Genomic DNA, 13,161 nt, shown 5'->3' with positions numbered 1-13,161 from the left:
GTGACGGCGAATCCCGGGCGCGGGCCCGCCGCCCGCTGCCCGCATCGGGGCATGACCGCCAGCAGCACCGCTGCGTCCGCCCCGGCCCGCGCCGGAGCCCGGCCGCAACCGTGACCGGGACCAACGCCCCTTCGGCACCGGGGCGTGGCACGCCCCCGACGAGTTCGCCGAGCCGCTCCTGGCAGACCCGGCCGCGCTGCGCGCACGGCGGCCGGTGCCGCGCTCCCGGCTCCGTCGAGCACCTGGTCCGGGGGGAGACCGGCGGGCCCGGCGGTGCTGGTCAGCTGGGTCACGGTAGGCGCGGGGTCCGTCATCCGGCAGTGTGTGCCGAGCGGTCCCCGGTCGGCCCCGGCCACGCCCGCCCAGCGGCCTCGGCCCAGCAGCGCGTCCACCGCCGCCGGCGCCCGTTGTCCACGGCGTGGGGGAGCATCCGGCCGGGGGTGCGTTTTGGCGCGACACGCGCCAGGGCAGTCCGCTCGGCAGGCGCGCGATGGGCCATCAGCCCGGGGGCGTTGCCCTGCGGCTGTGGGTGCGTTGCGGAGGTTTCCGGCCGAGCGGAGGCCGAGTGCCCCCGGCACCTCGGGGAGCGCCTCGCCGCCGGCTACTGATCCCCCTGCGCGGAGGCGGAGTTCAGCTCCTCGGCGAGCCCGACGACGATGTTCTCCGGACCGCGGACGTACGCGAGCAGGTAGGCGTTCTCGAACCGCACGATCTCGTCGACCACTTCGGCGCCGAGCCCGCGCAGCCGCGCCACGGTGTCGCGGATGTCGTCGACGGCGAACATCACGCGCCTCAGCCCGAGCGTGTTGGACGGCGCCTCGTACGGCTCGGGCCGGACGGCCCGCGGCCGGTCGAACCGGGCCAGTTCCACCCGCCCGTGGCCGCCCGGGACGCGCAGCATCGCCACTTCCTGCCGGACGTCGCGCAGCCCGATGACGCGCTCGGCCCATGTGCCGTTGAGGGGGAAGCGCCCCTCCAGCTCCAGGCCGATCTCCTCGAAGAACGTGATGACGGCGTCGAGATCCTCGACGACGATCAGGACGTTGTCCATCCGCTGGACCGCCACGGCGGGCCTCCTCCACTTGTCGCCTGCTGGGTACGGCAACGGTGGCCGCTCCCGCTCCGGGAACGGAGCAGGCGCGCCGCCCTCGACGTCCCGGCGTCGCAACGGCCTCCGGTTTCGGGGGGTTTCACCCACCGCCGGGACGTGAAAGCGCGGTGCGACCGGCGTGAAACCCGGCGGGCGGAAGCTCTGGGCCACAAGGAAGCGCGGGGCCCGGCAAGGGGCCCCGGCCCCGGCCGAAGGAGCTCACCACCATGGCACTCACCCTCTCCGCCCAGGACCGGCAGACCCTGCGCACCGCCGCCTACGGCGCCGTGACCCTCATGGCCGCGGCGGGCGCGACCGGCAAGCCGCACAAGGCCGCCACCCACGGCTCGATCGCGCTCGCCTCGGCGACCGGCGAGGTCGGCCACGTCCTGGCCGCGAAGTCGAAGATCGGCGACCTCGGCGGAAAGTCCGTCGCCGAGATGGCCGACCGCATCCTGCCCGCCCTGACCGCGACCATGAGCCTGCTGGCGAAGCAGGACGCCGCCGAGGCGGCCGGCTTCCGCAGCACCGTGCTCACCGCGGTCGAGGCCGCGTCGCTGGCGCAGAAGGGCGCGCCGGGCCCGGTCATGGCGGACATGAGCCGCAAGATCACCGCGGCGCTCGACGCCGCCTGACGGTGGGGGCCGAGCCGGACCGCCGTCCGACCCCGGGAACACCCGCACCTGCCCCCGCGCACCCGTCGCCGAACCCCGGCGGCGGGTGCGCGGGCGTACGGCCCCGCCCCCGCAGGGCCTCGCGGGGTGGGGCCGTCCGCCTACGGGCACTCGCACCCGCGGGCACTCTCGTGGGGCTCAGCCCTCCTGCGGGAGCATCAGGGCTCAGCCCTCCTGCGGGAGCAGCACCATGCGGAAGCGGGCCTTGCCCGAGAGCATCCGGCGGTAGGCGGCGTCGGCGTCGGCCAGCGGGGCCGTCTCGGTCATCGGGGTGATGCCGTGCAGCGCGCTGAAGGCCATCGTGTCCTCGACGTCCTGCGACGTGCCGGACGGATGGCCGCGCACGACCCGGGCCTGCATGATCAGTTGGAGCGGGTGGATGCCCAGCGGCTCGGTGGTCGCGCCGATGACGACCAGCTCGCCGCGCGGGCCGAGCCCGTCCACGGTGGAGGCGATCGCCTCGGAGTTGCCGACCGTGGCCAGCACGACCTTCGCGCCGCCCAGCGCCCGCAGCGCGTCGGCGGCGGGGGTGGCGGCGCTGTCGATGTAGTGGTGGGCGCCCAACTCCTTGGCGAATTGCGCCTTTTCGGGGCCGCGCGCGATGGCGACCGTCTCGAAGCCCATCGCGGCGGCGTACCGCACCCCGAGGTGGCCGAGCCCGCCGATGCCGAGGACGGCGACCAGGTCGCCGGGGTGCGCGGAGCTGCGGCGCAGTCCGTTGAAGGTCGTCACGCCCGCGCAGCCCAGCGGGGCCGCGTCGGCGGCGGAGAGCCCGTCGGGGATGCGGGCGAGCGCGTCGGCGGGGGCGACGACGGACTCGCCGAAGCCGCCCTCGTACGCCCAGCCGGGCACCTTCAGGTTCTCGCACACGATGAAGTCGCCCTGGCGGCAGGGCGTGCAGTGGCCGCAGGAGCCGCCGAACCAGCCGACTCCGACCCGGTCACCCGTCTTCCAGCCGCGCTCCGCGACCCCCTCACCCAGCTCGGCGATCCGCCCGGCGATCTCGTGGCCGGGCACCAGCGGGTAGGACAGGCCCGGATAGCCGCCCTCCACGAACCCGGCGTCGCTGTGGCAGATCCCGCACGCGTCGACGGTGATCCGTACGTGTCCAGGGCCGGGCGGGGACGGCTCGCGCTCGGCGATCGCCAACGCCCCGCCGGCGGCGGGCACCTGGGCAACGCGATAGGTGGCCACGCGGACCTCCGCAAGTTCTCCCGGTGAGCACTCCTCCTTCCATGAGAGCACGCCCGGACGCGCCCCGCGCGACAACGCGGGATGCGCCGCGCCGCCACCGCGCCACCGCGCCTCCGCCCCGCCGCCACCGCGCCTCCGCCCTGCCGCCACCGCGCCTCCGCCCCGCCGCCTCACATGCACCTCACAGGCTGCGCCGACGCCCGGCGGGAAGCGGCCGGCCGGGGACGGAAGGTCGCGCACGGCTCTTGACCGGCGTGGGAGCGAGGCTGCAAGAATCCGTGGGGGTCTGATGGATTCTGTTTGTTGCTGATCAATTCTGGTGGGTGCGGTGTGTCCGCGCCCGCTGCTCGTACGCCTCCCGGAGGAGTGGTCACAGTGCCGGTAAACCGCAGGTCGATCCTGGTCACCGGAGCCGCGGGGGCCGCCGTCCCAGCGCTGCCCGGGCTCGTCGGCAGCGCACGGGCGGCCACTCCGGGGGAGGGCGGCGGCGCGCAGAGTGAACACGGACGCGCAGCCGCGTTCGACCCGGCCGGGCGCAGTCTGGACCTCTCCGACGGGTGGCGCTTCGCCCTCGCCAACTCCGCGGGCGCCGACGACCCCACGGGCGCGTACGCGGGGGCCGCCGAGCCCGGCTACGACGACTCCCGGTGGCGCGAGGTCGCGGTCCCGCACGACTGGAGCATCGAGCTGACGCCGACGACCGGGGACAACACCTCGGGCGGCACCGGCTTCCTGCCCGGCGGCCTCGGCTGGTACCGCAGGACGTTCACGCTGCCGAAGACGCTCGCCGGGCGGCGGATCTCCGTCGAGTTCGACGGCGTCTACATGGACAGCTCCGTGTACGTCAACGGCACGCTCGCGGGCGGCCACCCGTACGGCTACACCGGCTTCGCCTTCGACGTCACCGAACTGCTGCACACCGACGGCCGTACGCCCAACGTGCTCGCCGTGCAGGTGCGCAACCAGCTGCCCAGCAGCCGCTGGTACTCGGGCAGCGGCATCTACCGGCACGCCCGCCTCGTCGTGACCGACCCCGTGCACATCGCCCGCCAGGGCGCGTACGTGACGACGCCCGGCCTCGCCGACGCGCTCGCCGCCGGGAGGGCCGCGACGGTCCGGGCCGAGGTCACCGCCGTCAACGAGTCCGGCGCGGCCCGCGCCGCGACGGTCGTCGCCACCGTCCGCGACCCCGACGGGCGCGCGGTGGCGACCACGAGCACCCCGCTCGACCTGCCGACCGCCGAACCGGCCACCGCCGTCGTCGAGTTGGCGGTCAACGCGCCGAAGCTGTGGTCCTTCGACACCCCGCACCGCTACACGCTGGAGGCCGAACTGCGGGTCGGCGGCGCGGTGGTGGACGCGCTGCCCGCCGTCTTCGGCTTCCGGCACGTCACCCTCGACCCCGATCTGGGGTTCAGCCTCAACGGCGCATACGCCAAGCTCCAGGGCGTCGACCTGCACCACGACCAGGGCGCCCTCGGCTCCGCCGTCAACCGGGACGCCCTGCTGCGCCAGATGACCCTCATGAAGTCCATGGGCGTCAACGCCTTCCGCACCTCCCACAACCCGCCCTCGCCGGAGATGATCGACGTCTGCGAGGAGCTCGGCATCGTGATGATGGTCGAGGCCTTCGACTGCTGGCACACGGGCAAGAACACGTACGACTACCACCGCTTCTTCGACGCCTACAGCTCCGCCGACATCGCGGAGATGGTGCGCGCGGCCCGCAACTCGCCCGCGGTGATCATGTGGTCGATCGGCAACGAGATCCCCGACTCCACCAGCACCGCCGGGCTCGACATGGCCCAGCGCCTCATCGACGTCGTGCGCTCGCTGGACGCGACCCGCCCGGTCGTCATCGGCTCCGACAAATACCGCGGGCTGCCGTCGGCCGGCTCGGCCGCCGACCTCATGCTCGCCAAGCTCGACGGCCTCGGCCTCAACTACAACACCGCGGCCTCGGTGGACGCGCTGCACGCCCGCTACCCGCACCTCTTCCTCTTCGAGTCCGAGTCCTCCTCCGAGACCGCGACCCGCGGCGCCTACCAGGAGCCCGAGCACCTCAACACCGGCGAGAACTACACGCCGGGCAGACGCGCCACGTCCTCCTACGACAACAACCTCGCCTCGTGGACGATCAGCGGCGAGTACGGGCTGAAGAAGGACCGCGACCGGCGGTTCTTCGCCGGGCAGTTCCTGTGGTCGGGCATGGACTACATCGGCGAGCCCACGCCCTACTCGGTCTTCCCGGTCAAGGCGTCCTTCTTCGGCGCGGTCGACACCGCGGGCTTCCCCAAGGACATGTACCACCTCTTCCGCAGCCAGTGGTCGAGCGAGCCGATGGTGCACCTGGTGCCGATGGACTGGACGGACCACGAGGACGGCGAGACCGTCGAGGTGTGGGCGTACTCCAACGCCGACACCGTCGAGCTGTTCCTCGACGGCCGCTCGCTCGGCGTGCGCCGCTTCGACACCAAGAAGACGGTGGACGGGCGCACGTACCTGGAGACGACCGAGGCGACCGGCGACGACCGCACGGTCACCGGCGGCCCCTACCCCGGCAGCTACACCAGCCCCAACGGCAGCGCCGGCAAGCTGCACCTGACGTGGCATGTGCCCTTCGCGGCGGGCGAGTTGAAGGCGGTCGCGCGCCGCGACGGCAAGACGGTCGCCACCGACGTGCTGCGGACGGCGGGCCCCGCGAGCGCCGTACGGCTCGTCGCCGACCGCAAGTCCGCGCCCGGGGACGGGCGTTCACTGGTCTACGTCACCGCCGAGGTCATCGACGCACGCGGCACCGTCGTGCCCGGCGCGGAGGACCTGCTCACCTTCGACGTGACCGGCGGCTCGCTCGCCGGGCTCGACAACGGCCGCCAGGAGAGCGCCGAGCGCTACCAGGCCACCACCCGCACCGCCTTCCACGGCAAGGCGCTCGCGATCGTCCGCGCGGGCGTGAAGGCCGGGCGCCTGACCGTCACCGCGAGCGCGCAGGGCTTGCGTTCCGGCTCGGTCGCCGTCCACCTCGACCACGCGGCGACCGTCGTCACCACCCCGCCCGCGCGGTTCGCCCCCGGCCCGGTCGAGGAGCCCGACTACCCGCTGGCGGACGCCAGTTACTCCGGCGCCGCGAACACGCTGCCCGCCGCGATGCTCGACGGCGATCCGGCCACGGGCTGGTCCAACGCCTTCCGCAAGGCCGCGACCGCCCTGCTCCCCGTCTTCAGCGGCGCCCGCGCCGCCGACTGGGTGTCCGTGACGTGGGCCGAGCCGCGCGACATCGCCTCGGTCACCGTCTCCTTCACGATCGACGCCACGCACTCCCTCCCGGCCGGGCTCACCGTCTCCGCCTGGGACGGCGACCGCTTCGTGCCCGTCTCCGCCCCGTCCGTGGCCTGGGCGACCGTGTCCGGCGCCCCGACGACCGTGAGCTTCACCCCCGTCCACACCGCCCGCATCCGCCTCGACCTCACCTCCGCCGCACCGGGCACCGCGGACGGTGCCCAGCGCATCACCGAGCTGACCGTCTCCGGCTGAGCCCCGCGCTCACCGCGCGCCCGGGTCGTGGGGGTCCGGGCGCGCGGGTTAGCGTGGGGCCCGAACGGCTCTACGGGCGGAGGGAATCGGCGATGGCGGACACGGCGGCGCGGCTCGAAGCGGACCTGCGGGATGCCGAACGGGATCTCCAGGCAGCGGTGTTGGCGGGCGACGCCGACGCGCTCGACCTCCTGCTCGACGACCGCGTCCGCTACACCGGCCCGGACGGCGGCGTCCTCACCAAGGCCGACGACCTCGCGGCCCACCGCACCAGGACGCTCGTCGTCGAGGCCTTCGACCAGGAGGAGTTGCACGTCACGGTCGCCGGCACGACCGGCGTCACGTACGTCCTCGCCGCGCTGCGCGGCACCGCGGCGGGCGAGCCCTTCGCCGCGCGGCTGAGGTACACCCGCACCTGGGCGCACACATCCGTCGGCTGGCGCGTCCTGGCCGCGCACGCGGGAGCGGTCCTCGGGGGATGACGCGGGGATCGGTGACAGGACCGTTGCAGCAAATGTGACCCCCGTCACGTGCGTTGGGGTACCGCTGCCGGTTGGGTGGGGGGATGCGAACCCCCCTGACCTCGGCCGCGCTCGCCGCGGGCCTGCTGCTCCTCGCGGGCTGCGGCACGCAGACGGCGACGACTCCCGGCTCCCGGACCGCCGTGCACTGCGTGGTGCCCGACCCGGCGCGGGACGAGGCCGCGGGCCAGGGCGTACGGATCACCGGAGTCACGGGCGGCGGCACGCCGGAGTGCCCGGGATCGTCCCGGAACCTCCAGGTGCACTACGAGGTCGCCAACGACGGCCCGCAGGAGCGGACTTACGCCGTCGTCGTCGAACTGCGCAACGCCGCGGGCGAGGTGCTGGCGAACGTCCACGGCACGGTCCCGGACGTCGCCCCGGGCGCGACCGTCCAGGCCTCCGTCGACGGCTCCGTCGACGGCTCCGGCACGTCCGCCGCGTCGGAGGTCACCCGCGTCCGCCTGGAGCAGGTCCGCCGCGTCCCCGCGGCCGAGGCCCCCGCCGCGGCCGGCCCCTGCCCCGCCTCTGGCATCCGGGTCACCGCCGACCGCGGCGACGCGGCGATGGGCCTGCGGGTCGTCGGCCTCCACCTCACCAACTGCTCCACCAAGCCCTACACCCTCGACGGCTACCCCGCCGTCACCCCCCTGGACGAGGACTGGAAGACCCCCTCCACCGTCACCGTCCTCCACGGCACCGGCGACATCACCACCCTCCCCGACTTCGACGCCCCGCCCCGCCGCCTCACCCTCGCCCCCGGTGCGTCCGCGACCTCCGGCCTGGTCTGGCGCAACACCGTCACGAACGGCACCGCCGTCGACGCCCCCTACGCCCGCGTCGTCGCCCGCCCCGGGGCCTCCCCCGTGATGCTGACCCCCGAACTCGACCTCGGCACGACGGGCGAGCTGGGCGTGAAGCCCTGGACGAAGGACGCCGGCCGCCCGTCCCCGAGCACGCCACCGGTTTCCCGGCCGAGCGCCTGGAAGAGCTGAGCGGGCGCCCCCTGCCGGAGCGTTCGCCCTATCCTGGCTGCACACGGGAAGGAGCCGTCCAATGAGCGTCGACGCGATCGTGCACACCGAGTTTCCCGAGGGGTACACGGTTCTGTTCGGGGCTGACGGAAAGGTGATCACGACCCCGCGGAGCGAAGAGCACTCGAAGACCATCAGGTCGATGATGATCGACTCTCTCCCTCTCGGCCGTCACGCCAACGTCGTCTCGGACGTGTACATCGACTTCCCCGCCGACGAGTTCTCCGCCCCCGACTTCGCGATCATCCGCGAGGAGGCTCACCGAGAGAGCACGCGCCACAGCTTCGAGGACCTCCTGCTGATCTCCGAGGTCGTCTCCACGTCGTCAGCGCGCAAGGACTACGACGACTGCACCGCCAAGTACGGCCGCTACGGCATCCCCGTGTACATGGTCGTCGACCCTTACGCCGAGGAAGTCGGCCTGCACACGCAGCCGACCACCGCCGGCTACATCGCGGCGCACACCCATGCGTACGGCACCGGCAAGCTCCCCATCGCCCTGGCCGACGGCCGGACCTTCACCCTCGATCTCGACGAGTTGCCCCGCCGGGCCAAGCCCACGGGGCGCTGACCGTTTGCTTCACCCGTTCGGGGGGTTCCGCCCGACTCGGTGAACCCCCCGGGGGTATCGTGGGCGGTGATGCGGCTTCGGTGCCCGAGTGAGGAGACGTACCCGGTGGCAGGCGTGGGTGAGCGGCGGCGGGCGGGCCTGGCCCGGTTGCTGGTGCTGGCCGGGCTGCTGTTCGGGGTGCTGCTCATGCACGGGAATCCGGCGTCGGCGGCGACGGGTTGCCACGACGGGGCGATGGCCGCGGCTTCCGCAGCTTCCTCCACCTCCGCTGTTTCCTCGGCTTCCGCTGCTTTCGCCGCTTCAGCCGCTTCCCCCGAGGAGCACGCAGCGGGCATGCACGGGCTGCCCGCGGACGGGGAGGCCCTCGCGGGGCACGACCACGCCGCACCGCGGGGCGGGGAGATGTGCGTCGCCGCGCCCGTACGGGGGGTGGTCCTGCCGGACCTCGGCGGCGCCGTGGCCGGGGGCTGGGCGGTGGCCGCCGGGGTGCTCGCCGCCGGTGCGGGCTGGGCCCTCCGGGCCAGGCGGCGGGGGCCGCCGGGGGACGGGCGGGCCGTCCTGCTGCGAGGGTGCGTCGCGCGGACGTGAGCGGGCCCGCCCGGGACTCCCGGGCGCCGAGCCCCTGTCCACGTGCGCGCCGATCCGGTGCGCCCGCCCGGAAAGACCTCTTCCCATGTCACAGCTCAGCACATCCGTACGCCCTGCCCGCCGCCGTTTCGCCGCCGCGGCCGCAACCGCCGTCGTCCTCGGCGCGGGACTCGCCGGGTGCGGCTCGTCCGGCAAGGACGGCTCGTCCATGCCCGGCATGCACCACCACGCGATGCCCTCCGCGTCCGCGTCCATGCCCGCCGACATGCCCGGCATGGACGGCATGGCGGGGAGCGGCGACGGGCTCTCCGACGCCGCGGGCGGCTACCGCATGACCGCGGCCACCGCCGACGTCATGCCCGGCATGGCGATGCCCTACCGCTTCACCATCACCGGACCGGACGGCCGCCCCGTCACGGACTTCGCCGTCGAGCAGACGAAGCGGCTCCACTTCTACGCGATCCGCTCCGACCTCACCGGCTTCCAGCACCTCCACCCCACCATGGCCGCGGACGGCACCTGGACCGCCGGGCTGCCCGTCCTCGCACCGGGCGCCTGGCGGCTCTTCGCGACCTTCACGCCCTCGGCGGGCAAGCAGGACCTCGTCCTGAGCCGTACGCTCACCGTCCCCGGCACCGTGCGCGCCACGCCCCTGCCGGAGCCCGCGGCGAGCGCGGGCGTCGACGGCTACACCGTCAGCGTCCGGGCGGAGCTCACCGCGGGGAAGGCGGGGCCGCTCACCGTCGCCGTGGCCAGGGGCGGGGTACCGGTCACCGACCTGGAGCCGTACCTCGGGACGTACGCCCATCTGACCGCCTTCCACGCCGGGGACCAGGCCCTCGCGCACCTGCACCCGGAGACCGCCGCGGCGGCGGAGGGCGGCACGGGGGGCACGGAGGGCAAGGGCGGCGGGCCCGAACTGGCCTTCCACGCCGAGCTGCCCGAGCCGGGCGACTGGCGGCTCTTCCTGCAGTTCCGCGCGGGCGGCACCCTGCACACCGCGGCGCTCACCCTGCGCGTGGCCGGGTGAGCGCCGCGGCGTGACCCGCCTCAGTGGAAGGCGTGGACGACGGCGTGGCCCTTGCCGCGTCCGATCATCCAGCGGTTCACGGGCGTCGTGAGGAGGAAGGCGGCGACCAGGGAGAAGGCCAGTGAGCCCCAGAACAGGCCGTCGCCGAGCCCGGCGTCGAGGGCGCCGGGCACCCCCACCATGACGGTGTTGTCGATGATCTCCATGACGGCGATCGAGACGGTGTCGGCGGCGAGCGCGATCTTCACCGCCTGCCGCACCGGCACCTGCGCGCGCAGCACGCCGCGCATGGTCAGCGCGTAGCCGAAGACGAAGGCGAGGGCGATCGAGATCACGACGGTCGGGCCGTTGGAGAGCCCGGCTGCCGTGCCGATCACCATGCCGAGGACCTCGCCGATGGCGCAGCCGGTGAGGCAGTGGAGCGTCGCCTGCGCGGCGGTGCGCCACGTCGTACGGCTCCAGCCGCCGCCGTGGCCGCTGTGGGCGTCGTGCCCGTCGTGCCCGCCGTGATGCCCCGCGTGGCCGGAGTGGTCCATGGCTGGCTCCTTCGTGAGCGTGCGGATCAAGCGTTCGCTGCCCTCAACCATATACCCCCCAGGGGTATTCCTCGGTCCCCTTCCCGTCCCGCTCCGGAGGGTCCGCACCCTCATAGCATTCGGAAAGCTTGCCGACATCTGACCGAAAACCGCCCGTCGATCAAATTGCCAGGTCAAGCCCCTCTCTGTGGCCGATTTCCGTCGTCCGCTCCACCCGTTCCGAACGGCTACCCGCCGGTAGATGAACGAAAACGGCCAACCTGGAGCCCCCACGTTCGGCATGTTGTCAGCCTCCGGCGGCGTACCTAACAATGGGAGCGCTCCCAGGACCGGCCCGGCCTCCGGCGCCGGTGCCGGCGCCCCTCCACCTCCGTGCGCCCGGCCGGACGCGGCGCACTCCCCCCACCACCCGGCGGCCGCGCGCCGCCCAGCCCAGGAGGTCCCCCATGCGCTTGTCCCGTTCCCGGTTCCGGCGGTTCCGGCCCAGAGCGTGGGCGGTCGTGGCGTCCGCGGCCGTCGCGGGTATGGCGAGCGCCGCGCTCGCCGTCCCGCAGGCGGGTGCCGCGCCCGCCCCGCAGGCGGCCGCGGCAGCGCCCGCCGCGCTCACCGCGTCCGTCGAGGACGACGGCGCCGGCTGCGCGGTGGGGACGAACAACCCGGCGTCCACCTCCCAGCTCCCCGATCCCTTCACCCGCCTCGACGGCACCCGCGTCAGCACCCTCGGCGACTGGCGGTGCCGCCGCGAGGAGATCAAGCAGCGCGCCGAGGCGACCGTCTACGGCACGAAGCCCGGCAAGCCCGCGAGCGTCACCGGCACGGTGTCCGGCACCGGCATCACCGTCAGCGTCTCCGACCAGGGCAAGAGCGCGAGCTTCTCGGCGAGCGTGAGTCTGCCGAGCGGCACCGGCCCCTTCCCGGCCGTCATCGTCTTCGGCGGCATCGCCGACACCGCCACGATCAAGGCGTCCGGCGCGGCGGTCGTCAATTTCGACCCGACGACCGTCGGCAAGGAGGGCACCCCGCGCAGCAGCAAGCAGGGCGCCTTCTACTCGATCTACGGCTCCGGCAGCAGCACGGGCCTGCTGATGGCCTGGTCGTGGGGCGTCAGCCGGATCATCGACGTCATCCAGCAGTCCGGCGGCAACGTCCTCAAGGCCGACGCGACCGGTGTCACCGGCTGCTCGCGTTACGGCAAGGGCGCGTTCGTGGCGGGCGCGTTCGACCAGCGAGTGGCGCTGACGATGCCGATCGAGTCCGGTTCGGGCGGCACGGACGTCTTCCGCAGCATCCCGTCGGACAGCGGCGCGCAGCCGCTGGACAGCGCGTACAACGAACAGCCCTGGCTCGGCGACGCGTTCGGCTCTTACACCGGCAACCCGAACGCTCTGCCCGTCGACACGCACGAGATCGTCGGCATGATCGCCCCGCGCGGCGCGTTCATCATGGAGAACCCGCACGTCGACTGGCTGGGCGCCAAGTCCGGCAGCCTGGCCGCGCTCGGCGGCGCGGAGGTCTACAAGGCGCTCGGCGCGGGCGGCAACATCTCCTACTGGTCCGACGTCCAGGACGGCACGCACTGCGCGGTCCGCCCGGAGTGGAAGGCCCCCCTCCAGGCGAGCATCCAGAAGTTCCTGCTGAACACGGGCAGCGCCCCGGCCGTCTTCCGCGTGTCCTCCCTGAAGTCCGCGAACCTGTCCCAGTGGCGCACGTGGACGACCCCGACCCTGAGCGGCGACTCGTCGGGCGGTACGTCGACCGGCACCTCGACGGGTACGAGCACGGGTACGTCGACCGGTACGAGCACGGGCACCTCGACCGGCACCTCGACGGGTACGTCGACCGGCACCTCGACGGGTACGTCGACCGGCACCTCGACCGGTACGAGCACGGGTACGTCCACCGGTACGACAGGCTCGACCACCGGCGGCAGCAGCTCCGGGTGCTCGGCGGCGTACAAGACGGTGAACTCCTGGTCGGGCGGCTTCCAGTCGGAGGTGACGGTCACCAACAGCGGTACGGCCGCGATCTCCGGGTGGAGGACGGCCTTCACGCTGCCCTCGGGCACAACGATCACCCAGGTCTGGAACGGCACGAACACGGCCACCAGCGGTGCGGTGACCGTGACGAACGCCTCCTACAACGGTGCCCTCGGCGCCGGAGCGAGCACCACGTACGGCTTCACGGGCAACGGCGCGGCCCCCACCCCCACGGTCAGCTGCACCACCAGCTGACGGCCCCGCCCAACCCCGCCCGCCCCGCCCCGGCTCCCCCCGGCGGCGGGGCGGACGGCGTTCGCCCGGTGGGGGTCGGCTGATACCTCACCCTCCGGGCGGATTTCGGCATCCTGACCGTTACCGGACGAAACGCGGCGCATTCCGGCCACCGCGCC

At 73.7% G+C, this 13,161-nt stretch carries 11 protein-coding genes; 8 read left to right on the top strand and 3 right to left on the bottom strand.

From position 1 onward, the window contains the following. Positions 1-601: 601 nt before the first annotated feature. The gene (locus tag IH54_RS0121340) at positions 602-1,066 is read right to left on the bottom strand and encodes a VOC family protein (RefSeq protein ID WP_031519169.1); all 465 of its coding nucleotides are present in this window, start codon (positions 1,064-1,066) and stop codon (positions 602-604) included. Between the two features lie 251 nt (positions 1,067-1,317). Between IH54_RS0121340 and IH54_RS0121330 the strand changes: the two genes are divergently transcribed. Then, positions 1,318-1,725 carry a hypothetical protein gene (locus tag IH54_RS0121330; protein WP_031519166.1) on the top strand — a complete coding sequence of 136 codons (408 nt, stop codon included), beginning with the start codon at positions 1,318-1,320 and terminating at the stop codon, positions 1,723-1,725. A gap of 204 nt (positions 1,726-1,929) precedes the next feature. On the opposite strand, the gene IH54_RS0121325 is transcribed toward IH54_RS0121330, so the two are convergent. After that, on the bottom strand, positions 1,930-2,958 hold the full coding sequence (locus tag IH54_RS0121325) for an alcohol dehydrogenase (RefSeq protein WP_031519163.1): 1,029 nt from the start codon (positions 2,956-2,958) through the stop codon (positions 1,930-1,932). Between the two features lie 375 nt (positions 2,959-3,333). Between IH54_RS0121325 and IH54_RS0121320 the strand changes: the two genes are divergently transcribed. From IH54_RS0121320 to IH54_RS0121295, 6 genes are all read left to right on the top strand, one after another. Further along, positions 3,334-6,492, top strand: a complete 3,159-nt coding sequence (locus tag IH54_RS0121320) for a glycoside hydrolase family 2 TIM barrel-domain containing protein (RefSeq protein WP_031519161.1) — start codon at positions 3,334-3,336, stop codon at positions 6,490-6,492. A gap of 92 nt (positions 6,493-6,584) precedes the next feature. Then, positions 6,585-6,974, top strand: a complete 390-nt coding sequence (locus tag IH54_RS0121315; protein ID WP_031519158.1) for a nuclear transport factor 2 family protein — start codon at positions 6,585-6,587, stop codon at positions 6,972-6,974. 83 nt (positions 6,975-7,057) lie between these two features. Then, positions 7,058-8,008, top strand: a complete 951-nt coding sequence (locus IH54_RS0121310; protein ID WP_063762342.1) for a DUF4232 domain-containing protein — start codon at positions 7,058-7,060, stop codon at positions 8,006-8,008. A gap of 61 nt (positions 8,009-8,069) precedes the next feature. Continuing rightward, positions 8,070-8,618, top strand: coding sequence for a Uma2 family endonuclease (locus tag IH54_RS0121305; protein WP_031519153.1), 549 nt, complete (start codon positions 8,070-8,072; stop codon positions 8,616-8,618). Positions 8,619-8,723: 105 nt separating this feature from the next. After that, the gene (locus tag IH54_RS41840) at positions 8,724-9,206 is read left to right on the top strand and encodes a hypothetical protein (RefSeq protein WP_052397703.1); all 483 of its coding nucleotides are present in this window, start codon (positions 8,724-8,726) and stop codon (positions 9,204-9,206) included. Between the two features lie 85 nt (positions 9,207-9,291). Next, on the top strand, positions 9,292-10,236 hold the full coding sequence (locus IH54_RS0121295; protein WP_031519148.1) for a hypothetical protein: 945 nt from the start codon (positions 9,292-9,294) through the stop codon (positions 10,234-10,236). A 20-nt stretch (positions 10,237-10,256) separates the two neighbouring features. On the opposite strand, the gene IH54_RS0121290 is transcribed toward IH54_RS0121295, so the two are convergent. Continuing rightward, on the bottom strand, positions 10,257-10,772 hold the full coding sequence (locus tag IH54_RS0121290) for a DUF4396 domain-containing protein (protein WP_031519145.1): 516 nt from the start codon (positions 10,770-10,772) through the stop codon (positions 10,257-10,259). Between the two features lie 500 nt (positions 10,773-11,272). Here IH54_RS0121290 and IH54_RS0121285 point away from each other — a divergent pair, with 500 nt between their 5' ends. Beyond that, the gene (locus tag IH54_RS0121285; protein ID WP_234343676.1) at positions 11,273-13,003 is read left to right on the top strand and encodes a cellulose binding domain-containing protein; all 1,731 of its coding nucleotides are present in this window, start codon (positions 11,273-11,275) and stop codon (positions 13,001-13,003) included. The last annotated feature ends 158 nt before the right edge of the window (positions 13,004-13,161 follow it).

It is taken from the genome of Streptomyces sp. NRRL F-5123 (assembly GCF_000721495.1).
Lineage (GTDB): Bacteria > Actinomycetota > Actinomycetes > Streptomycetales > Streptomycetaceae > Actinacidiphila.
This window is presented reverse-complemented; position numbering and strand designations above follow the sequence as displayed.

What these genes read in the sequence shown, in the direction of transcription:
- IH54_RS0121315 (WP_031519158.1), top strand. Translation starts at nt 6,585, where the DNA reads ATGGCGGACACGGCGGCGCGGCTCGAAGCGGACCTGCGGGATGCCGAA.
- IH54_RS0121295 (WP_031519148.1), top strand. Translation starts at nt 9,292, where the DNA reads ATGTCACAGCTCAGCACATCCGTACGCCCTGCCCGCCGCCGTTTCGCC.
- IH54_RS0121330 (WP_031519166.1), top strand. Translation starts at nt 1,318, where the DNA reads ATGGCACTCACCCTCTCCGCCCAGGACCGGCAGACCCTGCGCACCGCC.
- IH54_RS0121310 (WP_063762342.1), top strand. Translation starts at nt 7,058, where the DNA reads ATGCGAACCCCCCTGACCTCGGCCGCGCTCGCCGCGGGCCTGCTGCTC.
- IH54_RS0121290 (WP_031519145.1), bottom strand. Translation starts at nt 10,772, where the DNA reads ATGGACCACTCCGGCCACGCGGGGCATCACGGCGGGCACGACGGGCAC.
- IH54_RS0121305 (WP_031519153.1), top strand. Translation starts at nt 8,070, where the DNA reads ATGAGCGTCGACGCGATCGTGCACACCGAGTTTCCCGAGGGGTACACG.